The following is a 26,476-nucleotide window of genomic DNA, read 5'->3' as shown; positions in this document are numbered from 1 at the left end:
GGTGGAGCGGGACCCGCTCCACCCGGCCGTACATCCGTGACGGCGAAGGCGTCAGATCACGCCCTGCGCCAGCATCGCCTCCGCGACCAGTTCGAAGCCCGCGATGTTCGCCCCGGCGACGTAGTTCCCCGGCTGCCCGTACCGCTCGGCCGTCTCATGACACGTGTCGTGGATGTGCCGCATGATCTCGCCGAGGCGCTCCTCGGTGTGCTCGAACGTCCAGGAGTCGCGGGACGCGTTCTGCTGCATCTCCAGGGCGCTCGTCGCGACCCCGCCCGCGTTCGCCGCCTTGCCGGGACCGAAGGCGACGCCCGCCTTCTGGAGCACCCGCAGGGCCTCGGGCGTGGTGGGCATGTTCGCCCCCTCGCCGACCGCCTTGACCCCGCCGCGCGCCAGGGCCAGCGCGTCGGTCTCGGTCAGCTCGTTCTGGGTCGCGCAGGGCAGGGCGACATCGCACGGCACCTGCCAGACGCCCGGGCCCGCGACGAACCGGGCCGCCGAGCCCCGCCGCTCGGCGTAATCGGCGACCCGGCCCCGCTCCACGTTCTTGATCTGCTTGAGCAGCTCGACGTCGATGCCCTTCTCGTCGACCACGAACCCGTCGGAGTCCGAGCAGGTGACCACCGTGGCGCCGAGCTGCTGGGCCTTCTCGATGGCGTAGACGGCGACATTGCCCGAACCGGACACCGTGACGCGCTGCCCGTCGAAGTCCTGGCCGAGGGTCCGCAGCATCTCGGCCGTGAACAGCACACAGCCGTATCCGGTGGCCTCGGTACGGGCCTGGGCGCCGCCCCAGCTGAGGCCCTTGCCGGTAAGGACGCCCGACTCGTACCGGTTGGTGATCCGCTTGTACTGGCCGAACATATAGCCGATCTCGCGCTGCCCGACACCGATGTCACCCGCGGGGACGTCGGTGTACTCGCCCAGATGCCGGTACAGCTCGGTCATGAACGACTGGCAGAAGCGCATGATCTCGCCGTCCGACCGGTTCTTCGGGTCGAAGTCGCTGCCGCCCTTGCCGCCGCCGATGGGCATGCCGGTGAGGGCGTTCTTGAAGATCTGCTCGAAGCCGAGGAACTTCACGATGCCGACGTTCACCGAGGGGTGGAAGCGCAGGCCGCCCTTGAACGGTCCGAGGGCGCTGTTGAACTCCACCCGGAAGCCCCGGTTGACATGGATCTCGCCCGAGTCGTCCACCCACGGCACCCGGAAGATCAGCTGGCGCTCCGGCTCGCAGATCCGCTCGATGATCTTGGCGTCGACGAACTCGGGACGCCGTGCGAACACCGGCCCGAGGCTCTCCAGGACCTCCCGTACGGCCTGGTGGAACTCGGCTTCCCCGGGGTTGCGGTGCAGGACCTGCGCGTACAGCGGGTCGAGTACGCGGTCCTCGGAAGCGTTCAGCGGTCCTGCGGAGGGCGCGGGAGACAGGGGCGGTGGCACCATCGGTGATCGGGCTCCTTGCACTTCGGGAACGGACAGCCGGGGGCTCTGTGGCGCTCGACCGGTCGCCCTTGACCGGTCCCGCCCACCGCCCGGAACACCGGGCGACACAGGTGCGGCTTTCCCAAGAAATACGGATGTGCACCGCAACGATACTCATAGGCGCGGTGGCCGTTTCGGCCGGGAGTCCGCCGAGCCGTGCCGCGCAAGGGAAGCGAGCCCCTCCGCCCGGGCGTTTCGTCAGGGGATTTTTTTGTTCTGTTCGTTCCAAAATGGTGCTACGGTTTCCGGCATGGGACGACCACGTGAGTTCGACGAGGGCCGGGCCGTGGAAGCGGCCTCCCGCGTCTTCTGGTCCAAGGGGTACGAGGCCACGTCGACGCAGGATCTGTGCGACGCCACGGGCCTCGGGCGCAGCAGCATCTACAACACCTTCACCTCGAAGCATCACCTGTTTCTCCGGGCGCTCACGCACTACGCCGACACCATGACCGACCGGCAGGCCCGGCTGCTCGGCGAAGGGGGCGGCAGTGCCCTGGAGCGGATCAGGGCCCTGCTCGCGCTGATCGTCCGGTCGGAGATGGAGACCCGTGACGGCGGGGTTTCCGTGGGCTGCTTCGTCGTGAACACGCTGACCGCCCTCGCGGCGCGCGACGCCGGGGCCGCGGAGGTCCTGGACAGGGACCTGCGCAGACGGCTGGCGTTGCTCCGTGCCGTCGTCGAGGACGGCAAGCGGGACGGTTCCATCACCTCGTCCGGGGACGCGGAAGGTCTCGCGTGGTATCTCGTGGCCGTCGTCTCCGGTATGCGGGTCGCCGCACAGGCGGGCGCGGGCCGTGCCGAACTGGACCGCATCGCCGCCGCCGGGGTCGATTCGCTGAGCCGCTGAGCCGCTGAGTCACGGAGCCGCTCGGTCCTCGTTTCGTCGAGCGGCCGGGTGCCCGCCCCTGAGGGGCCGGCCGCCGGGCCGCTGAGCTCCCGTACTCCCGTGTTCCCGTTGTGGCGCGGGCTCCTCCGATGTCACCCCCGCGCCGGGCCGAACCGCGCCCTGATTTTGTACTGAATAGTCCATAACTGGCGTTCGCGGCCACCCCCGCCGCACCGCACCCCACCACCGTGAGAGGGAGCACCTCCGTGCCCAAGTCCGTCCATCTGATGGCACTCGGCATCTTCGCCATGGTCACCAGCGAGTTCCTCGTCGGCGGCCTCATGCCGCAGATCGCCGACGACCTCGACGTCACCATCCCCCAAGTCGGTTATCTGATCACCGCGTTCGCCGTCGCGATGGCCGTCGGCGGCCCCTTCGCCACGGCCGCCGTCCTCAGATTCCGCCCCCGAACAGCGCTGATGATCCTGTTCGCCGTCTTCCTGGCGGGCAACGCACTCGCCGGCGTCGCCCCCACCTACTGGCTGATGCTCGTGGCCCGTGTCGTCACCGGCACCGCGTCCGCCGCGTTCTTCGGCGTCTCGCTCTCCGTCGTCGCACAGATCACCACGCCCGAGACACGGGGACGGGCCATCGGCGTCGCGATGCAGGGCCTCATGGTCGGCACACTCCTGGGCTTGCCGATCTCGACCCTCGTGGGCGAACGCTGGGGTTGGCGGGCCGCCTTCGTCGCCGTCGGCGTCATCACGGTGATCGCCGCCGTGGCCACCAGGATCGCTGTTCCCTCCCTCGACCACGCGGACGACTCCGAGGACTTCCGCCAGGAGCTCTCCGCCTTCCGCGAGCCGAGGCTGTGGCTGGTGCTGTCCACCTCGATGTTCATCATCGGCGCGACCTTCGCCGCGTTCTCGTACTTCACACCCGTTCTCACCGAGGTCACCGGATTCACCAGGAGCGTGGTGCCCCTGCTGCTGCTCGCGTACGGCGCGGCCACGGTCGTCGGGAACGCCGTCGTGGCGCGGCTCGCCGACGCGCACACCATCCGCGTCCTGGTCACCGGACTCGCCTTCAACACCCTCTTCCTCGTGGCCTTCGCCCTGTTCGCGGACCTCAAGGTCCCGGCGCTCCTGGCCATGCTCGGCATCGGATTCGTCGGTGTCACCCTCAACCCCGCCATGATCAGCAGGGTTCAGCGCACGGCCAACGCCCGTCCGCTCGTCAACACCGTCCACTCGTCCTTCATCACCATGGGAGTGGTGATCGGCTCCGCCGTCGGCGGCATCGGCATCGGCTCCTTCGGGCTCACCGCTCCACTGTGGCTGGGCGCCGCTCTCGCGGTCCTGGCCCTGGTGACCCTGATTCCCGACATCCGGCAAGGTTCGGCCGTGCCCCGAACGGCCGACGCCTCATCGCCACCGCACCGCGCGTCTTCGGAACCGTCTTCGACAGGTTCGACTCGTCATCCGCGCTCAACGCGACGTCGGCACGCCATGCCACGCTGATCGGTGACTGTGTGGGGACGGTCGGCTGGGTGGGCGATACGCGTGTGCTGTGCCGGATGCCGTCGGGGTCGTTCCAGGTGAGGGACGCCCGGCCCGGGGTACCGCCCCTTCGAGGGCGACCGCGTGCTCGTGGTCGTCCTCTCCGGGGCGGCCCCGGGCACGGCCGGCCACGCGGTGGGTCCGGGACCCGTACGGCCCGGGCCCCGGTCCCGGAGGTGCCCGCCCCGGTGTCGGGGCGGGCCCGTCAGACGCCGGTGAACCACCGTTCGGCCAGCGACTCCAGCCTTCCCTCGGCGGGCGCCGACAGCTCGCGGAGGTACCAGGGAAGATCGCTGTGCACATGCAGCAGTGTGTACGCGAGGAGCTGGGCCGGCTCGAAGGACCGGCCGTACGCCGTGAGGAAGCGTGCCAGCAGCTTCGGATCACCGCAGCTGACGAACAGCCCGACCCCGGCGAAGTCGTAGGCGCGGTCTCCGATCATCGCGGGCTCGAAGTCGAGCAGCCCGGTGAGGCGCCAGGTGTCCGGGTCGACGAGCAGGTGCTGCCGCATGAACTCGGTGTGCAGCAGGGCACGCCGAGGATCCCTCGGCAGCGTCACCGAGTCGAGGAACAGCGGGATCTGCTCCAGCCAGGACTCCGGCAGCCCGCGGTCACGCTGCTGCCCGACGGCGGCCGCGCGCCGGGTGTCCAGGAAGGTGCCCCAGTCCCCGGGGCCGAGGACGTCCGCGAGCGGCTCGGGGTCGATCGCGTGCAGGGCGGCCAGAATCCCGCCCGCCTCGGCGACGATCCGCTCCCGGTCGCTGCCCGGAACACGCTCCCAGGCGTGGGACAGCCCCACACCCCGGAGCCGTGACATCAGGACGTACCGCCAGCCGTTCTCGTACGTGCCGTAGTCCCGCACCTGCGGGGTCGGTACGGGCAGCCGCTGCTGGAGGTGGGTCAGGACACGCCCCTCCGTGATGCCTTCGGAGGCGGCGGCCCCCGGGAAGAGCTTCAGGACGTGCTCGTCTCCCACCGCGTAGACCGGCTGCGAGCCGTCCGCGAACCGCACCAGAGGTGCCCTGTCGAGCCCGAGGCGGGCACAGAGGTCCTCCACCGCCGGTCGCATCAGGGTCTCGTCGGGGACGATCGCATCCCACTCTTCGTCTGTTTCCACGGCAGGCAACATGAGCGCGACCGTAGGGTGCCCGGTGCCGGTGGACAACGAGTTTTCGCGCCCGCCGTGGCCGATCGGTGGCCGATCCCCGACCGGGCGGTGACCACATGGCGACCGGGCACCGGCCGGCCGACTTCCCGTGGTCGCGCCCGCGGCCCCGGCCACGGCGGCCGCCCGGCTTTCCGCCGCCCCGCGGGAGGACCGAGGAGCCCCGCTCCCGCCTCGCCGCGGTGCCACCGGGCAGGGTCCTCATGACGATTCCCGCGCGCCCGCACATCCCGGGCGCGCCTCCCGTCGGGCACGCGCGGGCACCCGGGCATCGTGTCGCACCCGCCCCGTGCCGCCCAGGGGCCACGGCCCGGCCCCGCTGCCCCGGACGGGCACGGAACGCGGGATGGGGAGCCTGGCCACGTCCGGAGGGGGAGTCCGGACGGGCCGGGTGTACGGGACCGGCCGGACCCGGCGGACGCCGTCCCGGGCGCCCGCACCTGGGTCGCCTCACGCCCGACCGCCCGGCCCCGTGGTGGCCCCCCGGAAGTCGGCGGAAGCCCTGACAAACCGGGAGCGCTGCTGTCATCATCGCTGTGCCCGGCGGTGGGGGTGCCGCCGGAGGCGACTGACGGGGGTGGGGTATGTCGCGTCGTGCGCGCATCGAGGAGATACGCCGGCGCAGGGCCGCGCAGGCCCTGGCGCTGGAGCGGGCCCATGCCCGGGTGACGGAGGTGCTCGACGCCCTGCGCGTACTGGAGGCCCTGCGCGCCGATCTGGTGACACAGGTGCCGGACGAGGCGCAGAGCCATCTCGCGGGCATCGGCGCGGAGCTGACCGGGCTGCTCGAAGAGCTGCCCCAGGAGGCCGCCGCACTGGAGGCCGCCGCGGCCCGGTTCCGGCGGCCGACGCTCAACGTCGGGGTCATCGGCCGCGCCAGACAGGGCAAGAGCGAACTGATCAAGAGCCTGACCGGGCTGACGGACCGTGAAGTCCCCACCGGTGACGGCGGCTTCTGCACGGGAGTGACCAGCGTGCTGCGCCACCAGGAGGGCACCGCCACCGAGGCCCAGGTGTTCTTCTACACCGAACGCTCCTTCCTGCGCGAGGTGATCGCTCCCTACTACGCCGAACTGGGCCTCGGCCCCGCGCCCGCCACACTCGACCGGTTCGCCGGGCCGCTGCCGCCCGAGCCCGACGGCGACGGCGCGGTCGGCGGCAGCCGCTACAGCCATCTGGCCGCGTTCCACACCGCGCTCCCCGAGTACCGGCGCTACCTGTCCACGCCGTCCCCCCACACCGTCGACGCGAGCGAGATCCGCCGCTTCGTCGCCCAGGCGGACCCGGAGGAGAAGGAGCCGTACCACGCCTTCCGCGCCGTTCGGCAGGTGAGGATCACCACCCGGTTCGAGCACCAGGACTGGACCGGGCTCTCGCTCATCGACCTGCCGGGCCTCGGGGACACCAATCTCCAGGACGCCCGCCGTCTGGTGTCGGCGCTGCAGGACGAGATCGACGTGGTGGTGTTCGTACGCCGTCCCGACGCGTCCGGGGACGCCATCGACACCCCCGACCACCAGCTGTTCGACCATGTGCGCGACGGGCTCGCCTGGGCGGATCTGGAGAGCTGCTCGTTCCTCGTGGTCAACCGGTGTGTCACGCCCGCCAAGGGCGACAACACCGCCAACGCCCGCAAGATGCTGGAACAGTGGCTGCCCGCCTCCCGGTTCGCGGTCTCCGAGGCGCGGATCGCGGACTGCTCGCGGCCCGCCGAGGTGGCCGGGGTGATGGACCAGGTCCTCGGCCATCTGACGGACCATCTGGACGAGCTGGACGAACGGCACCTGGCCGCGCGCCGCGAGAGCTTCGCCGAACTGCGCGAACGCGTGGCACGGCTGGCCGAACGGGCGGGACGGCTGGCCGATCTGGCCCAGCCGGCCGATGTCTGGTCGGTGCCCTTCATCAGACTGTTCGAGGAGGCCCACGGGCAGCTCGCCAACGCCCTCGCCGAACTGGTGGACCGGCTGCGGGAACAGCGGGAGTGGACCGACGGCCTGCTCGCGGACGCCGTGGCCGAGGTCCTGCGCGCCGCCCGGGAGGACCCCCGCCATCCGACGGCGGAACAGCTCGCCGTGCGCGCGGCCCGCGAGAACGGCCTGAGCGTGGCGTACGGAAAGTACCTCAACGAATCACGGGCCCGGCTCTCGCGCCGTTTCCTCGAATGCGACGGCGCCCTCCACGCGCGGACCGACAGAATGCGCCAGGAGGTCGCCGACGTGCTGCGCGGACCCGGCGGTCTCGCGGAGATCGACGACGCCGAGGGCCGGGAGTTCCTGCTCCGGCTCGCCGAGCGCGTCCCCCGGGTCAGGGAGAACGGCGGCAGCGAGATCCGGTACGCGCTGCGCCTGCTGGCCGACTTCCAGCTCTCCTACCGGGGCATGCTCCAGCACCGGGTACGGGCCTGCCTGGACGGCCTGCACGCCGACACTCCCGCCATGAGCTTCCCGCACGACCCCGTCCCCACCACCGGCCAGGTCCTGGAGATGCTGGAAGTCGCCTACGACGAGGCCCTGTTCGCCTGCCGGAGCGAACTGGACAAGGTGCTCGCGGACCCCAGCGCCGCCGTGTTCTCGATCGTCGAGGAGTTCTACGACCGGGTGATCGCCGCCGCCGGCTCCCAGGACGAGTGGCGCCTCTTCTACCAGGACGCCCGGACCGAGATCTGGCCGGGCCGGTTCGCCGCCCTCGCCCAGCACGCGGCGCAGCTGCGCCACTGGTCGGAGGCCGTCGCCGCCGTCAGGGCGGCGGTGGCGGCGGCCGCGGACTCCGCCGTACCGGCGGGAAACCCGGAGCCCGAGGAGGCACTGGCATGAGCAAGGCGGAGAAGTACGTCCTCGATGTCTGCATGCTGGGCCCGCGGGGAGCGGGGAAGACCTCCCTGCTGGCCTCGATGTACGCCCAGTACACCCAGGTCATCGGCGCCACCGACCTCGATCTCACCCCGGTGGGGGACACCGCGGTCAAACTCAGCGACGCCGTCGCGGTCCTGGAGTCCCTCTCCCGGTCGGTCCAGGTACGCGACGGGGTCGCCGGCACCGAGCGGATCGACCTCCACCGCTACGACATCGGTGTGGGGCGCAAGAACAAGAACCCCCGCTTCACCCTCCGGTTCACCGACTACGCCGGCGAACTGCTGCGCGACCTCAGCAGTGAGGCCGTCGGCCAGAAGGTGCGCCGGACACTCCAGGACAGCCAGGTCATCGTGCTGGCCGTGGACGCGCCCGCGCTCGTCGCCCGGGACGGGCTCTACCACCACAGGATCAACCAGCCGCATCTCATGTACGAGCGGATCAAGGAGATCCTGCGCGAGGACCACCGGCCGCGCCTCCTGGTCGTCACCCCGCTCAAGGGCGAGAAGTACCTCGCCGGACCCCATGGCGCCAAGGAGCTGGCCGAGCAGGTCCGCGCCGGATACCAGCCCCTGTTCGCCCATCTCGCGCACCCCGAGATACGGCCCCGGATCGGCTGTGTCCTGGTGCCCGTGCAGACCACGGGATCGATCGTCTTCTCCTCCACCACCGAGTCGCAGGACGGTACGGTCCAGTTCCACTACCGCAGCCGCAGCCCCGGCGCGCCCTACCGTCCCGTCGACACCGATCAGCCCCTGCGCTACGCCCTGCGGTTCGTCATCAACGTCTACCGCCGCGAGCGACGCGGAACCTGGCGGGAGATGATGGAGCAGGCGTTCCGCACCGACCGCGCCCTGGAGGCCGCGATCGCCCAGTTCACCGCGGGGACCAGGACCGGCGCCGGTATCCAGGTGCTCCAGGACCATCCGTATCTGCACCCGGCGAACCACGGATGAGCACGCGGGCCGTCTGGGCCGTCCAGTCCTGCGGGGCCCTCCCCGAACAGGGCTACACCTGGCTGCCGGCCGGAGAGGGCACCGGCGCGGACCCCGATCTGCTGATCGAGGAGCGCGCCGGGCGGTCGGTGAGCGAACTCATCGACGACACCAGGCCGTCGCTGCTGCTCTACGCGGTCCGGCAGCGGCGCGGGCTGGAACCCCGGTGGATTCTGCTGCTGACGGGGCTGCGCCCGCCCCGGGCGGGCAGCGACCACATGAACCGCGCCGTGCGGGCCACCGTCCTCGGCACCGCCCAGTCCGCGGCCCCGCCCGCCGACATGCTCGCCGTCGCCTGCCTCTTCCTCGCCGGGAGCCTGGAGGACCGGCTGCCCCTCGACCACGGACTGCCCGCGGCCACCCCGGGCTTCGCGGTCGACCCCGCGCGCTGGGCCGCGCTGCTGACCGAGGCGGGGGAGCGCATGCCCCGGGCGGGTGACCTTCCCGCCCCGCAGGAGATCCGGACGGACACGGACTCCCCGGCGACCCGGGGCAGGGCGGCCGGGATGCTGGCGGCCCTGGCCGGTCACACGGCCGCCCAGCGGACCCCCGCCGAACAGGCCGCACGCAACCGGTTCGGCCTCGACGCCCGTCTGGTGGGCAGCGACGCCCGGCCCCTTCTCGTCGTCACCACCCTGCTGGGCAGGGATTCCCTCCAGGCGGTCATGCCCCTGTACGGACTCGGCCGGAGGATCACCGGCGAAGACGTCCTGCCCCTCCGCCAAGCCCGGGGAGCCCTGCTGACCCGGGAGTTGAGGGCCGGGTGGAAGAACTGGACGCTCGGTGTCCTCGCCGCGCTGGCCGCCGCCCTCGCGGTGCTCGCCGCCGTCCTGAGATGAACCGGCCGGGCCGCCACCCGTACCGTGTCCGGCACCGCCGAACACCGCCCCGCGCCGCCGGGCCCGGCCTCCTCACCGTACGCCTGCCGCATCCCACCGCCGCGCCGGTCATATCCGTCGCCGGTACCGCGCGAAAAAGTCTTGCGGCCCCGGGCCCGCCGCACGATGATCACTGGCGATGACCAGTGAACTCAGCGGAGCGCAGAAGCTCCTGGAATCCGGGGACATACCCGGAGCCGTACGGGCGCTGCGCCCGATCGCCGAAACCACCCCCCTCCGCGACCTGGCGCAGGTGGTGCGCCTGCTCGCGACCGCCGTCGGCTTCGAGGACCTCGCCGGAGCCGCGAAGACCCTGACGAGGAAACCCGACGACCCCCAGGCCCTCTTCGACTTCGGCTACGGCTGTATCGACCGGGGCATCTCCTTCCTGGCCGTACCCGCGCTGCGCCAGGCCCTGCGCCGGGTGCCCGACTCCCGCTCCCTGCTGACCGAACTGGTCTCCGCGCTGGAAGGGGAGCACCGCCACGCGGAGGCGGCGGCCCTGCTCGCGGAGCGCGACGCCGTGCTGCACCCCTGGCCCGAGCGCTACCTCCTCGTCTACAACTCCCTGCTGGCCGGAGACCTCGCGCGGGCCCACGACAGCTTCGTACGGCTGCCCCCGCCGGACGACCACGCCTGGGAGTGGGCCCACGGGCGGATCTCCGGGATGCTGCACCGGGCCGAACTCGCCGCCGGTGCCACCCCGCTCGACCGGCGGGATCTGCGCGGCTGGCACTACGTCCTGACCGGCGGCCACCTGGCAACCCTGTCGCCCTACGGCTTCGACGCCGGGATGAACGGCCGGTACGCCTACATCCAGGACAGCGTGGAGCAGTGCCGGCAGGGCCTCGACCGGCTGGCCCTCGTCCTGCGCACCGCCGGCCGTGAGTCCCGGACCGTCTCCCTGCTCCCCGGCCGCGCGCACCGGATCCTCGGCATCGCGGCGGCCCGGGTGCTCCAGCTGCCCGTGGAGCCGTACGACCAGCTGCGTACGGACACCGTGATCGTCGCCTACGACCTGAACACGCTCGACCGCGACCTCGCCGAATCCCTGCGCTACCGCGCCGACGGCCAGGTCCTGTACGAGCACGCCACCTGCTGGACCGGACCGCCGGCCGTCGGCGCCGATGTGAGCGGCCTGCTGTGCCAGAGCGTCGTCGAACCCTGGGGGCCGAGGCTGGGCACGGTCGGCGACGCTGTGGAACAGCTCCCTCCGGACTCCCGGCCCGAGGCGGAGATCGCCGCCGACATCGCCGCGGCCACCGGCGAACCCGACGCCGGTGACGGACAGACACCGGCCGATCCGGACGAACTGCTCGGCGCCTTCGTCTCCGCCACCGCCTCCGCGTGGGCGACCGGTCCGCGCTCGCACCTCGGCTCGCCGGGTCCGGTGCCCAGCTCCCGGTTCGACTAGGCTCTTTCGCCCGGATCGGGCCGGCCGGGGAGCGGGGTCGGTGCCGGGGGCACCACTCGGCTACGGGGGAGAGGCGCGGTGCCGGGTGCCCCCGCGTCCGGGCCGGGTGTCAGAGGCGGCTGGGAGGCTGGAGGGCATGGACGAACTGATGCGCGGCCGGGTGTACGGAGCCGATCACGACGACCCCGACCCGGGACCCCGCCCGGGGCACGTCTACCGGGAGCTGGTGGCCGGACCGCTGGACGGACTGCTGCTGGACGTCACGGACTGGACGGAGGAACAACTGCGCGAGGGGGCGGCCCTGCGTACGGAGATCGGGAGATTCGGACCGGGCGGACGGGCGGTGTACGGGCCGAGGGCGGGGGATCCGCGGCGGTGGGACTGGCAGGGCGACGCCCACTGACCGGGCCGCCGCCCCCACCCGGCCGGACGGTGGGCACAGGCCCGGCCGGGAGCGCGGACGGCCCCGGAGCACTCATGTGCGGATGAGTAGGCGTACTCAGGACCCGGGGCGCGCCCGCCCGGCAGGCTGGGGGCAGTTCACCGACACCGACGGGACACCACGATGCTCAGCAGCGCCGCCCACCGCCTCTACCCCCTGTTCGGCCCGATCACGGTGACGCTGGACGACGGCGCCGTGATCCCCCGGGGGAGCATCCTCGCCCCCAACCACACCTCGCTCGCCGACCCGGGACTGGTGCTCGCGGCACTTCACCGGCTCGGGGTGCGCCCGGTCGTGCTGGCGACGGCCGGCCTGTGGAGGCTTCCCCTGCTGGGACAGGCACTCACCCGTGAGGGCCACATCCCCGTGCACCGCCGGACGAGCCGCGCCGCCGACTCCCTGGAGCACGCGGCCGACGCCCTGACGGACGGGCGGATCGTCCTCATCTACGGGGAGGGCGGACTGCCCGACCGCCGTGACGCGGCCGACCGCGAGCCGGAGCGCTTCCGCAGCGGCATCGCCCGGCTGGCGCTGCGCACCGGCGCCCCCGTCGTGCCCCTGGGGCAGACCGGGGCGCGGCGGCTCGCCTCCGGCTCTCCGGTCAAACAGCTGGCCGGAGTGGTGACCGCCCCGCTGCGCCGGCCGCCCCTGCATGTGCACATCGCCCGGCCGGTCCATCTGCGCGGCGATCTCGACAGCGCGACCGGCCAGGCGCGCGCGGCGGTCACGGGGGCCTGGGAGAGCGCGGTACGTCTGTCCGGGGGCACCGCACGGCCCCGGCGGAGCGGCTGACGCCAAGGCTCCCGCCCGCAGGGGCTTCTGGGAGAGACGGTCGGACTCCGCCGGTGTAGAGCAGGCGGTTGGGGGACGACGTGGTCACGGTGAGCACGTTCCTGGTGGACTGGCCCGCGAGCCGGTACGCGATCTCGGCCGGGGAAGCCGACGGCCGCGCGGCCTTGTAGAGGACGGCGACACCGGAGACGTGCGGGCCGGCCATCGAGGTACCGTCCAGGGCCGTGCTGCCGCCGTTGAGCCTCGCCGGCATGATGGCGCGGCCGGGGGCGTAGATCCACAGGCAGGAGCCGACGTTGCTGAAGTCGGTCTCCTTGTCGACGTCGACGTCGCCGGCGCCGACGGTCAGGGCCCACCCGGCGCCCACGGGGGACACGTCACAGGCGTCCTTGCCGTCGTTGCCCGCGCCGACCACGGGCAGGATGCCGTGATCGGCGACGGCCGTGACGGCGTTCCCGTCCCGGGCGACGCGCGCCCCGCGGGCGGCCGTTGAGCCCCGCCGGGTGCACGGACCCCGGCACGCGGTCTCAGTCGGTCACCAGGTCGTCCGGCGCGGACCGGGCGAGTTCGGCGAGCGTCGACAGCGCCTGGGCCAGCACCTCGGTCCGCGGCGACGCGAGTCCCAGCCGGACCGCGTTGGGCGCGATCGAGCGGCCGACGCCGAACGCCGCGGCCGGGGTCACCGCGATGCCCTGGCGCGCCGCCGCGGCGACGAAGGTGTCCGCCCGCCAGGGGCCGGGCAGCTCCCACCAGCAGTGGTACGAGTGCGGATCGCTGCGTACCGTGAAGTCCGCGAGCAGCCTTCCGGCGATTTCCTGGCGCACGGCCGCGTCGCGCTGCTTGGCTCGTACCAGCTTCCCCACCGTGCCGGCCGACTGCCAACGGCAGGCCGCCTCCAGCGCGAACGGCATCGGGGTCCAGCCGCACGAGCGCAGCGAGGTGGCGACGGCGCCGAGCACGTCGCCGGGCACCACCGCGAACCCGAGGGTCAGACCGGGGGAGATCCTCTTGGACAGACTGTCCACGAGGACCGTCCGCCCGGGGGCCACCGAGGCGAGCGGAGGCGTCTCGTCGCGGAGGAACGCCCAGATGGTGTCCTCGACCGCGTGGATCCCCAACCGCTCCAGCACATCGGCCAGTCGGCGCACCCGGTCCTCGGGCATGGTGAGGGACAGCGGATTGTGCAGGGTCGGCTGCACATAGACGGCGTGCAGGGGTCCGCTCCGATGGGCCTGCTCGACGGCCTCGGGGACCAGTCCCGACCCGTCCATGGCGAGCGGCACCAGGGTGACGCCGAGCCGGGCGGCGATGGCCTTGATCACGGGATACGTCACCTCCTCGACGCCCATGCGGCCACCGGGCGGCACCAGCGCGGAGACGACGGCCGAGATCGCCTGCCGCCCGTTCCCGGCGAACAGAACCCGTGCCGGGTCCGGCCGCCATCCTCCCCGCGCGAGGAGAGCGGCCGCCGTCTCGCGCGCGGCGGGAGTGCCGGCCGCGCCGACCGGCCGCAGCGCGTGCTCCAGGGCGTCGGGGCTCAGCAACCCGCCGAGCCCTCCCGCCAGCAGCCCGGACTGCTCGGGCACCACCGGGTAGTTGAGCTCCAGATCGACCCGGGAGTCCGCCGGTTCGGTGAGGGAGGGGCCAGCGGGGCTCGGCGCGGCGCTCACAAAGGTCCCGCGGCCCACCTCCCCGACCGTGAGTCCCCGGCGGGCCAGCTCCCGGTACACACGGGTGGCGGTGGAGTTGGCGATGCCGTGCCGCCGGGCGAACTCCCGCTGCGGCGGCAGCCGGTCACCCGGTCCCAGCCGACCCGTCCTGATCTCGGCGGCCACCGCGTCCGCGACGCTCCGGTAGTCCTTCACATCCCTCACCTCCCGTGCCGACAGCATCCCATCATATGATTGCACCGAGTGCAATGTCCGATATTGCGCCGAGGCAGGGAGGTGGCCTACGCTCGGCACTGCCTCGGTTCCGGTCCGGGCGGCCGGCGTGGCGTACGGGCGCCGCGATGCCTTCAGGGGCAGGCGTGGGCACGGGGGACCGTACCGGCCAGGCGTACGGACCGGGTTGTGCGGGCGGAGAGGGGCCGTGGAGTGATGGGTGCGACCGTGCCGATTCCCGTGGAACGGGGGCTCTTCTTTTCCTCACCTCGGTGCAATCAGTGCAATTTCCCCTCGGTTCACTCCGGCGGTGAACGGGCGGCCGGACTGCTCCGGGAGTACGCGGGGCGGTGGCGGCGGGTTCTGACCGACCCCCAGGTCACCCGGCGCCGCACCGGCCCGCTCGCGTGGTCGCCCCTGGAACACGGCTGCCATGTCCGGGACATGTGCCTCCTGTTCCACCAGCGGCTGGACGCCACCCTCGGCACCGCCTCTTCGGCGCCGGCACCCGGTGAGCAGGGCGGCTCCCCGGACGTTCCCGGGCTCTACCGCGACGAGGACCCCCGGCGGGTCGCGGGGGAACTGGGCCGCGCCGCCGAGTCCCTGGCCCGCCGCTTCGCGTCGCTGAGCGCCGGGGACTGGGACCGCGCCGACCCCCGGTTCACCGACCCCCGGCTCACCGTCGCCTTCTTCACCGGCCACTTCCTCCACGACATCGTCCACGACCTCGGGGAGGTGACCCGCGCCGGCCGCGGACGCGGGGCGGACACCGGGCCGAGAGGCACCGGGCCCGGACACGGGACGCCGGGAGCCGCGGAGGTACCGTCATGACCGAAGGGAGCGCGGTACTCGGTGTCACGGCGATCGCCCTCGGGATGGTGCTGACCCCCGGGCCGAACATGATCTATCTGGTCTCCCGCAGCATCACCCAGGGACGGCGTGCCGGATTCATCTCGCTCGGCGGTGTCGTCCTCGGGTTCATGGTCTACCTGCTGGCCGCGAACCTCGGTCTGTCGGTCGTCTTCACCGCCGTCCCCCAGCTCTACGCCGCCGTCAAGCTGGCCGGCGCCGCCTACCTCGCCTACCTCGCGTGGAACGCGCTGAGGCCCGGCGGTGTCTCCGTCTTCGCCGCCCGGGACATTCCGCACGACTCCCCGCGCAGACTCTTCACCATGGGGCTGATGACCAATCTGCTCAACCCCAAGATCGCCATCATGTATCTGTCGCTCGTCCCGCAGTTCGTCGACCTCGACGCGGGCCATGTCCTGCTCCAGGGCTTCGTGCTGGGCTCCGTCCAGATCGCCGTGAGCGTCGCCGTCAACGCGGCCATCGTGCTCGCGGCCGGAACCATCGCGGTCTTCCTCACCCGCCGCCCGACCTGGCTCAGGGTCCAGCGCTATGTGATGGGGACGGTGCTCGGCGGGCTGGCCGTCTCCCTGGCCGCCGACACCTCGGCACCCGCCAAGGCCGCCGGCTGACCCGGCCGGGGACCACGGGCGGGGCGCCCCCGGCCGCACACCGTACCGAGGAGGCCGGGCGCTCAGGCGAGGCGGGGGAGCCGTTCGGCCGCCCGGACCCGGTGCAGTTGGACGAGGATGTCCGCGGACCGCCTCAGCGCGACCCCGTACTCCGGGGCCGGGTCCCCGGTTCCGTCCCCACCGTGCGGCCGAACGGGCGCAGTTCGTCACAGCGCGCCCGAGGGCCCGGTGGACCGCAGCGGACGGGCGAGGTGGTCGAGGGCGCGCACGGGGTCGTGCGGCGACGCGGGCGCACCGGCCCCGGCGGCGGTTCCGGAGCCCGTGAAGGCGAGGAGGCAGCACAGCAGCACGGCCGTGAACCGGGCCGGGCGGATTCGCTTCATGCGATCAGGCTTCCGGGAGGTACGGCCGGCGACCATACGGCGTTGCTCCGGTCGGCCCGGGCACGGCGGACACCGCCTGCGCGCACCGGGACCCCGCGGAGTGCGCTACGGCGCGCGCACCGGAGGGGAGCGCCGTCCCCGGGCGTGCCCGCGCTCGGGCCCGGGAAACGGCCCGGGGCCTTGCAGCCGCGCGCCGCCACCGCGGTGTCCCCGCGCTGTTTCCCTGTTTCCCCTTCAACCGGACGACAGGGAAACCCTGTTCCCGCCCCGGGCGGCCTGCCGAACATCGGAGCAGACGCACCACAGCGTCACCGAACCGACCCGGAGGTCGACATGAACAACTCCCGTATCCGGCGGATCGCCGCACGCACACTGGTCCCGGCCCTGGCGCTCGCCGCCCTCGGCGCCGTCGCCCCCGGCGTCACCGCGGTCGCCGGACCGTCTGCACCGTCCAACGCACCGCAGCGCGCCGAGGGGGAGCAGACCTACCGCAACGTGCACACGGGCCTGTGCATGGACGACAGCGACGGCGGAGGACTGCGCGGCTACCACTGCCTCGACAACAAGCACCAGAAGTGGGTCCCCACCCGGCACGCGGACGGCACGCGCCAGATCGTCAACGTGGACACCTCCCGGTGTCTGGACGACAGCCGTGAGGGGCTGCGCACCTGGCCCTGCAACGGGCAGAACTACCAGCGGTGGACCATCCTGCCGATGCCGGGCGGCGGCATCGCCTTCCAGAACAAGGCGACCGGCGCGTGCATCGTGGACCCCGGGGAGCACAAGCGGCTGATCGCCCTGCCGTGCTCGGCCGGCGCGGAGAACCAGAACTGGAGGTGACCCGGCGGCGGGCCGCTCCCCGCTGACGGCCCGCCGTTCCCGAACCGGCCGCCGCCGGTGTCCCGCGCCTCGCCACGGGACACCGTCGGCCCTCCCCGGGACGTGCCACCGGCTCCCCGGCCGGTGGCACGTCCCGGGTGCGGCGGGACACCCGTGCGCCGCGACCCGGCCTGCCGGACCACGGCCGCAGGACGTCAGCCGCGCAGAGGACGCGGCAGCTTCACATGGGTGATGCCGGTGTTGAGACCGCTGTCCACCAGCCTGCCCCGGTCGTCGAAGGCTCCGGGGCCGTCCGTCATCCCGAAGTCGTTGTCGTTGATCAGCGCCAGGGTGTCGCGGCCGACGGCCGCCACACCCTCGATCTTCCCGGGCACGCCCGGGACCTTGCCGAGATCGACGACCAGTTCCTTGGCCAGCACGGGTACGCCCGCCCCCGGGAGGTCCTCGATCTGCTCCAGACTCGGTGAGGTCCGCGGATCGTCCCAGCGGCTGCCGAGGATGCCGCTGCCCCGGGGCAGCCTCACACGGTGCAGTCGTGACGTCCTGTCCGTGCGCTCCTGCACCAGCACGGTGTTCTCGCCGACGGCGACGAGCGCGGAGAGCTTCAGCTCCGAGGGATCGGTCTGTGCGGGATCGACGACGTCCACCGGGTCGAACCGGTACGAGTACTCCGCCGTCACCTCCTGGTCCTCGGGCGAGAACCGCAGCAGCCGTACATTGCGCGACGCCTCGCCCGCAGCCGCGTCCGGCACCAGCAGCGGGCTCTGCAACGCCATCACCAGATCCCCGCCGGGCAGCAGGGTCAGCGCTTCCAGGCCGCGGTTCTGCTTGCGCTGGAGCAGGATCGACGGCAGCGCCTCGACGACCGGGTAGTCCGTGCCCCGCAGGTTCAGCCCCTCGGGCACATAGCGCGTCAGCACCCGGCCACGGGCGGAAACGTGCACCAGCGAGGGTCCGTACTCGTCGACGAGCCAGAACGTGCCGTCCTCGGCCCGGACCATGCCCTCGGTGTCGAGGCCGTTCGGATCGAAGGCGAGCGGGACCTTCGCGTCGTAGCTGAAGGGGGCCTCGTCCCGGGACCGCTGGTTCGGCAGACCGGTGACCGGCTTCCCGGACCTCGTGGTGACGGGCATCGCCCGGATCACCCGTACCCGCTGACCGGTGACCCGGACCCGGACGATCGCCGGGTTGAACCCCGGTACGGGGAAGGTCCGGCGCTTGACACCGTCGACGGTGATCAGCCCGTTGGGGCCCCGGTCGGTCAGTGCCCAGAACTCGTTGGGACGGCTGGTCGGGTACATGTCGCTGCCGGCGCCCAGATGGACACCCCGGTCGTTGTCGACCGACCCCGGGATCAGCGAGTTGCTGAACCGGGCCAGGGGGATCTCGTCGAGCACGGCGGAGCTCACCACCCGCGGCTGGGCGGTCTTCGCGGGGGTGGTGGTGCCCGTGGCGGTCGCGGCCACGGCCATGGCCACGACACAGGCGACCGGTACGCCCAGGGTGATGGACCGGCGCAGCGGTTGCGGAAGACGAACGTGGGGGGACATCGGGCCTCCTGGTGGGGTCAGGCGGTTCGGTACCAACGGGCGTACGGGAACCGGAGGTTCCCTGCGGACACGGGGGAGCAGTGGGGGGAAAAGCGCTCCGGGGGACGTGCCGCGCACCCGGGAGAACCCTGCCCTGCGCGCGCCACCGGTGGGGGCCGTTCCGGCGGTTTCGGCCCGATCTCTCATCTGGGGGCGGGGTGATCCGGGCGTTGTGCGACGGCGCGGGGACGCTCCCCGCGACGCTTCGGCGGGCTCGGGCCAGAGGACCGGGCCCGCCGCTCGGCGAGGGGTGTGTATACGGCCGTGAGACGGGCCGACGGCTCCCCCGGAACCCCGCCGACCCGGCCGTTCCGCACGGCGGGCCACCGCGCACGACGGGCACGGAGAGGGACGGCGGCGACCGCCGCGGGGCCCGGGGACGGCCGCCGGCAACGGCCCGTTCCCCGAGAGTTCACCGGACAGGGGCTTCCCGGACGGCGTGACGGTCCCCTCGGGAGACGTGAGCGAGATCACGCGGTTGACTCCCGGACGTCTCCGGATGGGCCAGTACAAGCCGTACCCGCCGGAGTCGGCTCCGTCACCGCGGGCGGAGCCGGCTCCCGGGCGGCCCGGACGCCCGCGCCGCTCCCCCGAGACCCCTCCCGCGCCACGCCCCCGCGTGCCGGGCGCGGGCGGCACGCTCAGCGGTCGATGGTGGTGGCCTGCTGATGGATGTGGAGCGGGATGAACAACGGCACCGGAGCCGGGCCCGGCCTGTCGCCGCCGCTCGCCGGGGCGGCGGGCCGTTCCGCGCCCTCCGGCCCCCCGTACACGGCGCTGTTCGCCCGGATCACCGCCGTCCGGGGGTGCGCCGGGCCATAGGCGGTGAGGGCGATCCCCAGCGCCCGCGCGAAGTGCTCACCGGCGTCCTCCCCGGGGGCGGCGGACGCCAGGACGCCGAGATTGTTCTCGATGACGGCGGCCCGGCTGTGCTCGCGGCCGTACACCCGTACGGTGGTCTCCCGCGCCCGCAGCAACTCCGCGCGGCCGGCGCCCGGATCGTCACCGCGCCCGAGCAGGACCCCCCAGGCGTTGCGGATCGCGGCCACGCGCGGGTGATCGGCGCCGTACAGACGCGTGGCGCTCCGCAGGGCCGTGTCCAGCAGGGCCCGCGACGCACCGAGGTCCCCGGCGCGTTCCAGGCAGGCACCGGCGTTGGACGCGATCACCACCATCCGCGGGTGCGAGTCGTCGTAGAGGTCACGCCCCTCCGCCAGGGCTCCGCGGTGCTGGACGAGCGCCCGGGGGATGTCGCCGTCGTCGTGCAGCAGATTGCCCAGCCCCGTACGGATCATGGCGACCCTCGGATCCTGGGCGAGCCCCAGCCGCGCACAGACAGAGGCCGCCTGCTCGTACTGCGCACGCGCGGCGGGATGGTCTCCCCGGACATGCAGGGCGGCCCCCAGATTGATACGGACCGCCACGGTCCGGTCGTGGTCCTCGCCGTAGACGGACTCCAGGGTCGCGAGCGCGGTCTCCAGCTCCGCCCGCGCCCGGGCCGTCTCACCGCCGAGATGCAGTGCCCCGGCGAGGCTGTTGCGGCGCAGGGCGACCCGGCTGTCCCCCTCGCCGAACGCCTCGGTGCTGAGGACGAGCGCGCGCCGGAACCGGTCGCGGGCCCGGCCGATGTTGCCCTGGTCCTGCTCGACGCGGCCGAGGATGCCATGGGCCTTCGCCAGGACCTCGACGGGGACGTCGGTGGCGTGGGCGTGGGTCAGCGCCTCCGTGAGGCGCTCCTTCGCACCGCGCAGATCACCCTCCTCCTGTAAGAGGCGGCCCATGTCGATGAGCGTGGTGACCAACAGCGGCGAGGGGGACCGGCCGTCCGCCCGCAAAGAGCCCTCCACCTCCTCGAAGGTGAGCCGTGCCTGTGCCGTCCTGCCCAGGTCCTGGAGCAGCCGGGCGTAACCGATGCGGGTCCGCAGCAGATGCGCCTCCCGGCCGGACTCAGGGCGCAGGTCCGGGGCGCGCCAGATACGGCAGGCGGCCTCGAACAGGTCCTTGGCGGTCGCCAGATCGGCCCGGGCGTGCAGAAAGACGGCCGCCCGGTCGAGCAGCACCGCGAGCTCCCGGCCCGCGGCCCCGTACGGCGCGGCGAACTGCCGCACCGCCAGCACATGCGGGAGCAGGCGCTCACACACCGTCATGCTCCGGGGCTCGCCGCTGTCGACGGGGAAGACCTGGAGCAGCCAGGTGACCGCGTCCCCGGCGACGGCGGTCGGCGGGCGGTCCGAGCCCTCCGCGCGCCGGCGCACGATCCACTGGACGAGCCGGTGCATCGAGATCGAGTCGGGGGTGGCGTTCACCATGGAGAAGCGGCGCAGCGCCTGAACGGCGGCGTAGTAGCGGGGTGGTGAGGACACCGTCGCGGACAGCGGTACGGGCAGCGACGGCGCGCTCTCCCGCAGGATCCGGCGGGGAACCCCGTCGGGAGCCAGCACCGAGCAGAAGAGCAGCAGATCGTACGCGTCCTGGGACTCCTCGTGGATGCGGTCCAGCGAGAGCATCCAGGTGTTGGCCACCGTCTGGCTGTAGCCCAGGGGCGGCCTGGTGGGAAACGCGTCCGCCGCGCTCGACGCGAGCAGGTCCAGATACTCGGCGACCGTGATCTGGGTGGCCTCCACGAAGGCCGCGGCCTGTTCCAGGGCCAGCGGAAGGCAGCCCAGCCGGGTGGCCAGCTTCCCGCGGTCCTCGTCGCTGCTGTCAGCGATGCGCTTCGCGAGGAAGATCATGGCCTCCTGACGGGTCAGCACATCCAGGGGCACGGGCGCGGCGACGCCGCCCCAGTTCGGATTCCTGGAGGTCACGAGCACATGGCCGCCCTGGGGCAGGGGATAGAGCGCCTCCGGCTCCTCGGCGTTGTCGAAGACGATCAGCCAACGTCCGAGCCGGGCCAGCGCGGCGAACAGCGCCTCGACCTGGCTGCGCTGACCGCCCGCGACTCCGATGCCGAGTTCCCCGGCGAGAGCGGCGAGGTCCGCCGCCAGCACCGCGGGCTGCTCGGCGGCCACCCACCACACGAGGTCGTAGGACGTGGCGTGGCGGTGGGCGTACTCGATGGCGATCTGGGTCTTGCCGATGCCGCCGAGACCGTGCAGGGCGGCCTGGACCACCGTGGCCGAGTCGTCGAGCTGTGCCGCGATACGGCGCAGAGTCCCGAGCCGGCCGGTGAAGTTGGGGTTGCGCGGCGGCACCCGGAAGATCTTCGGCGGCTCCGCCGGGAAGCGCGGCCCCTCGGGCGCCCGGTGGGCGGCCCGCGGGAAGGCGGGCGCCCGGTGCGGGCGCGCGCTGCGCTCGGCCACCCCGCGCAGCAGGGCCGTGACGGCCTGCCCCTCGTCGCAGTCCGCGAGATCGACATGCAGGCGCGTGCGGAGCACGAGCGGCAGTTCGCAGTCCTCCACCCGCAGACAGATCAGCCGGTCCGCGTTCCCCGAGTCGCCGAGGAAGGCCGCCGTCCACTCGTCACGGCTCACCGGACTCGCCAGATAGGCGAAGGTCACCACGGCGAGCGTGTGATGACAGCGCTGGAGCGCGTCGTTCTTGCGCTCGACGAGATTGTCCCCGGGCCTCAGGTCCCAGTCCTGGACCATGGTGCGATAGCCGTTCTGTTCGAGCTGCCACGCCGCCCACTCCGCCCACGCCCGATCGGCGGGGTGATAACTGATGTAGAAATCCAGCCGCTCCGGGCCTTGCTCCACCTCGGGGCCCCCTCTCCCTCAGCGCCGTACCGCGCACGCGTCGAACGCACCGGGCCGGAATAATGGAACATCCGGCCATGCCCCTCAAGGACGCTGCCCACACCGTGCGGAACCACTAACGTGGGGAGCCATGGACGCCGAGTCGTTACCGACCGGCCTGTGATGATACGGGGGCACCTTCGGCATGGCCCATCGTGACAAGAACCACCAGCCCGCCGCCTACACTTTCGGCGATTCCGACATCGCGGCCCGGCGGCTGTCCACCGTCGCGGACGTCTTCGCGCCCAGCAGCGCCGCGTTCCTGCACCGGTCCGCGCCACGACCCGTACGGCTCGCGGTGGATCTCGGGTGCGGCCCCGGCCACTCGACCCGGCTGATCGCCAGCACCGTCACGGCCGAGCAGGTCATCGGTCTCGACCGCTCGCCCGCGTTCCTCTCCCTCGCGGCGGCCGATGCACCCGCCCGGATCGGCTTCGAGCAGCACGACGTCACCGAGCCGCGGCTGCCGCTCGCGCTGAGCCCGGATCTGATCTACGCCCGGCTGCTGCTGTCGCATCTGACCGACCCCGTCGACGTGGTGCGGCATTGGTGCGCCCAACTGGCGCCCCGCGGGCGGCTGTTGCTCGACGAGGTGGACCGGGTCACCACGGAGCACCCCGTGGCCCTGGACTACCAGCGGGTCGTCGACAGCATGCTGAGGCACAACGGCCAGCGGCTGGAGATCGGCAGCACCCTCGCCCGTATGCCGGACCCCGAGGGCACCGTCCGCAGGGACGACACCCTGGTGACGGTGCGGCCCTCCTCGCGCAGCGTCGGCCGTATGTTCGGTCTCAATCTGCGGGTCTGGCGCGAGGACCCCTATGTCGCGGCGACCTTCGGCACCCCCTGGCTGATGGAGCTCCAGGAGCACCTCGACGCCGCCGCCGCGGGGGAGATGGACCTGCCGGTCACCTGGACGATGCGCCAACTGGTTCTCGAAACCTGTCTCCTGGGCATGCTGAGGTAATCGCACGTCTGCGATGCGGGTCTGCCGGGGGAGAGGGACGTGGGGCGTGAGTTCTTTGTCAGTCACCACCCCCGCGACGCCGTCTGGGCCGACTGGATCGTGGCGGAGCTGCGGGCCTCGGGACACGACGTCGAACTGGCCCGCGACTGGGAGGCCGGGAGCAACACCCTGCTGAACATCGCCGGAGCCGTCCAGCGGCGCGAGGTCGTCGCCGTCTTCTCCGCCTCGTACTACGAACCCCTGTGGGACACCACCCTGCACTGGACGTCGGTGCTGGCCGCGCAGAAACGGCTGATCCCCCTGCGGATCGACGACGCCGAACGGCCGCCCGTGCTCGGCGCGCTGGTCGCGCCGTCCCTCGCCGGACTGGACGAGGGCGAGGCCCGCCGAGTCCTCCGGCACGCCGTCGACCCACAGCGGCCCGACGACGGTCCCCGCCCCTTCCCCGGCCGCTCCCGGGCCGTCGCCCCCGCACCGGCCTCAGCACCGGCCCCTTCGCCGGAGCCCGGCCGGGCGGCCACGCGTGCGACCGGCCCGGTGCCGGCCCGATTCGCCGCGCAGCACGAGCCGCCGGCCGCCTCCGCCGACCTGTCCGACGGCACCGCCCTGCTGGTGGGCGTCGACACCTACGACCTGCTCCCGCAGGTCCCCGCGATCGCCCGCAACCTCACGGAGCTGAGGGAGCGGCTGCTCGCCGCCGGGATGCGGACCGAACACTGCACGGTCCTGCGCAACCCCGGCGATCCGCGCGCCGTCCTCGACGCCCTCCAGGACACCGCCGACCGCGCCTCACTGCACAACGGCACGCTCGTCGTCTACTACGCGGGCCACGGCGCGCTGCACCCGGCGGACGGCACACTCCTGCTCTCCGTCCCGGACTCGCGCCCCCATACACCCCACAGCCACCTCCCCTTCGCCCAGGTGCGCGCACTCATCGCCGAATGCGCCGCGCCCCGGCGGCTCGTGGTGATCGACTGCTGCTTCAGCGGCGCCGCCCTGGACGTCCTCGCAGGCCCGCCGGGGGCGCCGGCCGCCGTCGAGGGCAGCTTCGTGATGACCTCCTCGGCGGCCACGGAACTCTCCCACGCCCCGGCCGACGAGCCGCACACCGCGTTCACCGGTGCGCTGCTGTCCGTACTCACCCACGGAATTCCCTTCGGGCGCCCGGTCCTGGACGCGGAGAGCCTGTACCAGGCGGCCAAGAGCATCTGTCTCCGGTACGGGCGGCCCCTGCCCCACCGCCAGTCGCGGAACGCGGGCGACCGCATCCCGCTGATGGGCAACCCCTGGCACCGAGGACCCGGACCGCCCCCGGACCCACCCCGGCCGACGGCTCCGCGCGCGGTCCGCCGAGGGACCGCGACCCCGCCCCGTACGGGAAAGGACAGCCATGGATGAGCGGTTCGAACTCCGTGTCACCGGTACGGCACCGGGGACACCGGCCGCGCTGCGGCGCTGGCTCTCCCGCGACCCGCAGCTCCGCGGTCTGCTCTCCACCCACTGGGCGCAGGAGACGTCTCCACGGGATCCGGAAGTCCTCGGCGACTCCCTCGCGGTCCTGGGCATCGTGCTCTCCGGCGTCCTCGCCCTCCCGGCCTTCGCGGACAGTGTCCGCCGCTGGTTCACCACGCGGCCGCCGTCGTCCGCGGCGATCACCGTGCGCCGCGGCGATACGGTCGTCACGCTGCCATCCGGCGCCTCGGCGGAGGAGATCGTCGCGATTCTGGGTGCCCTGGACAACTCCCCGCCCGAGCCCGACGGCGCGCCGGACGAGGACTGAACGCGGGTACGGACGGCGGCCGTCCGTACCCGGCGCGGTCCCGCGAGGCCCGCGTTCCGGCGGCGGGCGCCCGAACCCCTTGGACGACGGCGCGATCCGCACCCATGCCCGGGGCGGGAAGTGACGCACCATCGGATACTCCGGACCCCTAGGACGGGAGTCGCGTCACCGGTCTGACTATCGTGGCGGCATGCAGCCAGAGCAGCCCCACCCCGCCCCCGTTCCGCCGCACGGACCGCCCGCCGCCTCGGGCTCTGTGAACCGCCGCACCGGCACGTTCCTCGGCGCGCTGATCCTGGGACTGGTCCTCGGAGGCGGTGGCGTGGGTGTGGCCTGGGCGCTCGGTGACGGCGGCGGCACGCCCTCGGGCGACCCCGGCGCTGCCGAAGACGCGCGCGCCGCCTGCCGGGCGCTCGACGGGTTCGACGAATCCGAGTACCTCGTGAAGGGCGCACGGGGCGACATCGCCCTCAACCGCTACGCGGCGGCGGGGGTCCTCTCCGCGTCGGCGGCCGCGGGGGACGCGGCGTACAAACCGCTCGCCCAGGCGATACGCCGGTCGCAGGACCGCCACGCCCAGGTCTTCGACTTCGACGCGAAGGTGAAGAAGGACCTGGGCGAGGCCCGGCGGCTGTGCGAGAACCTCTGAGCGGCCCGCCCTGCCCCCGCCCGGACACAGAATCCGGCCCGGACACGGACCCCCGGCCGGGTCCCGGCCCCGGCGGACGTCCGGTCCCGCGGCGGTACGGATGGTGTGTCACGTACCGGGACACACCCGTCTGACCTGGGGGTTGAGTCGAAGTGGTGGTCGTCGGACCGGTTTGACTTCCGTCGGTCTCCTGCGGTTGTCTGCGGACTCCACTGTCAAGATCCGGGGGGTTGCTCATGCACCGTTCCATCCGTTCCACCACCGTGGCGGCCATGGCCGCGGCCGGCCTCGTGTTCGGCCTCGCCGGCTGTTCCGAGGTCAGCGAGGCGGCGAAGGACGAGGCCGTCGACCAGGTCGACAAGGCGGTCAACGAAACGTACGAGGTCACCTACGAGGTGACGGGCACGAGCGTCGACTCCATCCAGTTCACGGCCACCGGCGGCACCGCCACCAAGCCGACGATGGAGACCGTGGACAAGCCGGCGCTGCCGTGGAAGAAGACGGTCACCCTGAGAGGGATCGTTCCTCCGTCGGTGTTGCCCATCGCGCTCGACGCGGGCGCGGACGCGAAGGTCACCTGCAAGATCATCTACAAGGGCAAGGCGATCGCGGAGGAGTCGGGCGCGGGCCTGGCCGCCGCCGGGGGCTGTGTGGCGGTGTCGCCGATCGTCTAGGGCGTGTATCGAAAGTAGCGCCGTCCGCCCGGAGGGCGGGGCCTGCGGCGTCCGGTGCGTGCAATCGCAAGGCGGAGGGTCGCCCTCGTAC

22 protein-coding genes and 1 pseudogene are annotated in these 26,476 nt (G+C 72.8%); 16 read left to right on the top strand and 7 right to left on the bottom strand.

Annotated features, from left to right (window positions below):
• Nucleotides 1-51: 51 nt before the first annotated feature.
• Nucleotides 52-1,446 carry an NADP-specific glutamate dehydrogenase gene (gene gdhA, locus ACFYT4_RS01975; RefSeq protein ID WP_389264310.1) on the bottom strand — a complete coding sequence of 465 codons (1,395 nt, stop codon included), beginning with the start codon at nucleotides 1,444-1,446 and terminating at the stop codon, nucleotides 52-54.
• Between the two features lie 289 nt (nucleotides 1,447-1,735).
• On the opposite strand from gdhA, the gene ACFYT4_RS01970 reads away from it, so the two are divergent.
• Together ACFYT4_RS01970 and ACFYT4_RS01965 are read left to right on the top strand one after the other, a co-directional pair.
• Complete coding sequence (locus ACFYT4_RS01970; RefSeq protein WP_389264308.1) at nucleotides 1,736-2,332, top strand: TetR/AcrR family transcriptional regulator; 597 nt, start codon at nucleotides 1,736-1,738, stop codon at nucleotides 2,330-2,332.
• Between the two features lie 245 nt (nucleotides 2,333-2,577).
• Nucleotides 2,578-3,831 carry an MFS transporter gene (locus ACFYT4_RS01965; protein WP_389264306.1) on the top strand — a complete coding sequence of 418 codons (1,254 nt, stop codon included), beginning with the start codon at nucleotides 2,578-2,580 and terminating at the stop codon, nucleotides 3,829-3,831.
• A gap of 244 nt (nucleotides 3,832-4,075) precedes the next feature.
• Here ACFYT4_RS01965 and ACFYT4_RS01960 read toward each other — a convergent pair whose 3' ends face one another.
• The gene (locus ACFYT4_RS01960) at nucleotides 4,076-4,999 is read right to left on the bottom strand and encodes a phosphotransferase family protein (protein ID WP_389264304.1); all 924 of its coding nucleotides are present in this window, start codon (nucleotides 4,997-4,999) and stop codon (nucleotides 4,076-4,078) included.
• 620 nt (nucleotides 5,000-5,619) lie between these two features.
• Here ACFYT4_RS01960 and ACFYT4_RS01955 point away from each other — a divergent pair.
• From ACFYT4_RS01955 to ACFYT4_RS01930, 6 genes are all read left to right on the top strand, one after another.
• Nucleotides 5,620-7,848 carry a hypothetical protein gene (locus ACFYT4_RS01955; RefSeq protein WP_389264302.1) on the top strand — a complete coding sequence of 743 codons (2,229 nt, stop codon included), beginning with the start codon at nucleotides 5,620-5,622 and terminating at the stop codon, nucleotides 7,846-7,848.
• Complete coding sequence (locus ACFYT4_RS01950) at nucleotides 7,845-8,840, top strand: hypothetical protein (protein WP_389264300.1); 996 nt, start codon at nucleotides 7,845-7,847, stop codon at nucleotides 8,838-8,840. Before ACFYT4_RS01955 ends, ACFYT4_RS01950 begins: the two co-directional genes overlap by 4 nt.
• Nucleotides 8,837-9,718, top strand: coding sequence for a hypothetical protein (locus ACFYT4_RS01945; protein WP_389264299.1), 882 nt, complete (start codon nucleotides 8,837-8,839; stop codon nucleotides 9,716-9,718). The genes ACFYT4_RS01950 and ACFYT4_RS01945 overlap by 4 nt, the downstream gene beginning before the upstream one ends.
• Before the next feature lie 178 nt (nucleotides 9,719-9,896).
• Nucleotides 9,897-11,171: a hypothetical protein gene (locus ACFYT4_RS01940; protein WP_389264297.1), complete on the top strand. Its 1,275-nt coding sequence runs from the start codon at nucleotides 9,897-9,899 to the stop codon at nucleotides 11,169-11,171.
• Between the two features lie 136 nt (nucleotides 11,172-11,307).
• Complete coding sequence (locus tag ACFYT4_RS01935) at nucleotides 11,308-11,574, top strand: hypothetical protein (protein WP_389264295.1); 267 nt, start codon at nucleotides 11,308-11,310, stop codon at nucleotides 11,572-11,574.
• A 162-nt stretch (nucleotides 11,575-11,736) separates the two neighbouring features.
• The gene (locus ACFYT4_RS01930; RefSeq protein WP_389264293.1) at nucleotides 11,737-12,405 is read left to right on the top strand and encodes a lysophospholipid acyltransferase family protein; all 669 of its coding nucleotides are present in this window, start codon (nucleotides 11,737-11,739) and stop codon (nucleotides 12,403-12,405) included.
• Here the strand turns inward: ACFYT4_RS01930 and ACFYT4_RS01925 are convergent.
• Nucleotides 12,338-12,844 (bottom strand): annotated as a pseudogene (locus tag ACFYT4_RS01925) (S8 family serine peptidase); the annotation flags it as partial. The gene ACFYT4_RS01930 and the pseudogene ACFYT4_RS01925 sit on opposite strands and share 68 nt — an antisense overlap.
• Before the next feature lie 88 nt (nucleotides 12,845-12,932).
• Nucleotides 12,933-14,270 (bottom strand): PLP-dependent aminotransferase family protein, encoded by a 1,338-nt coding sequence (locus tag ACFYT4_RS01920; protein ID WP_389264757.1) that lies wholly within the window; start codon nucleotides 14,268-14,270, stop codon nucleotides 12,933-12,935.
• A 234-nt stretch (nucleotides 14,271-14,504) separates the two neighbouring features.
• Between ACFYT4_RS01920 and ACFYT4_RS01915 the strand changes: the two genes are divergently transcribed.
• Nucleotides 14,505-15,119 (top strand): DinB family protein, encoded by a 615-nt coding sequence (locus ACFYT4_RS01915; RefSeq protein ID WP_389264291.1) that lies wholly within the window; start codon nucleotides 14,505-14,507, stop codon nucleotides 15,117-15,119.
• Nucleotides 15,116-15,766 carry a LysE family translocator gene (locus ACFYT4_RS01910; protein ID WP_389264289.1) on the top strand — a complete coding sequence of 217 codons (651 nt, stop codon included), beginning with the start codon at nucleotides 15,116-15,118 and terminating at the stop codon, nucleotides 15,764-15,766. The genes ACFYT4_RS01915 and ACFYT4_RS01910 overlap by 4 nt, the downstream gene beginning before the upstream one ends.
• A 206-nt stretch (nucleotides 15,767-15,972) precedes the next feature.
• Here the strand turns inward: ACFYT4_RS01910 and ACFYT4_RS01905 are convergent, their stop codons facing one another.
• The gene (locus ACFYT4_RS01905) at nucleotides 15,973-16,149 is read right to left on the bottom strand and encodes a hypothetical protein (protein ID WP_389264287.1); all 177 of its coding nucleotides are present in this window, start codon (nucleotides 16,147-16,149) and stop codon (nucleotides 15,973-15,975) included.
• Between the two features lie 333 nt (nucleotides 16,150-16,482).
• On the opposite strand from ACFYT4_RS01905, the gene ACFYT4_RS01900 reads away from it, so the two are divergent.
• On the top strand, nucleotides 16,483-16,989 hold the full coding sequence (locus tag ACFYT4_RS01900; RefSeq protein WP_389264285.1) for an RICIN domain-containing protein: 507 nt from the start codon (nucleotides 16,483-16,485) through the stop codon (nucleotides 16,987-16,989).
• 194 nt (nucleotides 16,990-17,183) lie between these two features.
• On the opposite strand, the gene ACFYT4_RS01895 is transcribed toward ACFYT4_RS01900, so the two are convergent.
• Nucleotides 17,184-18,539, bottom strand: a complete 1,356-nt coding sequence (locus ACFYT4_RS01895) for an esterase-like activity of phytase family protein (RefSeq protein ID WP_389264283.1) — start codon at nucleotides 18,537-18,539, stop codon at nucleotides 17,184-17,186.
• A gap of 680 nt (nucleotides 18,540-19,219) precedes the next feature.
• The gene (gene fxsT / locus ACFYT4_RS01890; protein ID WP_389264281.1) at nucleotides 19,220-22,276 is read right to left on the bottom strand and encodes an FxSxx-COOH system tetratricopeptide repeat protein; all 3,057 of its coding nucleotides are present in this window, start codon (nucleotides 22,274-22,276) and stop codon (nucleotides 19,220-19,222) included.
• Between the two features lie 184 nt (nucleotides 22,277-22,460).
• On the opposite strand from fxsT, the gene ACFYT4_RS01885 reads away from it, so the two are divergent.
• The 5 genes from ACFYT4_RS01885 to ACFYT4_RS01865 all read left to right on the top strand — a co-directional run bounded on the left by ACFYT4_RS01885 (nucleotide 22,461) and on the right by ACFYT4_RS01865 (nucleotide 26,385).
• Nucleotides 22,461-23,282, top strand: coding sequence for a class I SAM-dependent methyltransferase (locus ACFYT4_RS01885; protein ID WP_389264279.1), 822 nt, complete (start codon nucleotides 22,461-22,463; stop codon nucleotides 23,280-23,282).
• Nucleotides 23,283-23,321: 39 nt separating this feature from the next.
• On the top strand, nucleotides 23,322-24,680 hold the full coding sequence (locus tag ACFYT4_RS01880) for a TIR domain-containing protein (RefSeq protein ID WP_389264278.1): 1,359 nt from the start codon (nucleotides 23,322-23,324) through the stop codon (nucleotides 24,678-24,680).
• Nucleotides 24,673-25,062 carry a hypothetical protein gene (locus tag ACFYT4_RS01875; RefSeq protein WP_389264276.1) on the top strand — a complete coding sequence of 130 codons (390 nt, stop codon included), beginning with the start codon at nucleotides 24,673-24,675 and terminating at the stop codon, nucleotides 25,060-25,062. Before ACFYT4_RS01880 ends, ACFYT4_RS01875 begins: the two co-directional genes overlap by 8 nt.
• 190 nt (nucleotides 25,063-25,252) lie before the next feature.
• A complete protein-coding gene (locus ACFYT4_RS01870; RefSeq protein ID WP_389264275.1) occupies nucleotides 25,253-25,711 on the top strand; it encodes a hypothetical protein in 459 nt (152 codons plus the stop codon).
• A gap of 236 nt (nucleotides 25,712-25,947) precedes the next feature.
• The gene (locus ACFYT4_RS01865; RefSeq protein WP_389264273.1) at nucleotides 25,948-26,385 is read left to right on the top strand and encodes an MmpS family transport accessory protein; all 438 of its coding nucleotides are present in this window, start codon (nucleotides 25,948-25,950) and stop codon (nucleotides 26,383-26,385) included.
• Nucleotides 26,386-26,476 lie beyond the last annotated feature (91 nt).

It is taken from the genome of Streptomyces sp. NPDC004609 (assembly GCF_042873655.1).
In the GTDB taxonomy this organism is placed as follows: Bacteria; Actinomycetota; Actinomycetes; order Streptomycetales; family Streptomycetaceae; genus Streptomyces.
Note: the sequence above shows the minus strand (reverse complement) of the source record. Positions and strands in the feature narration are given on the sequence as shown.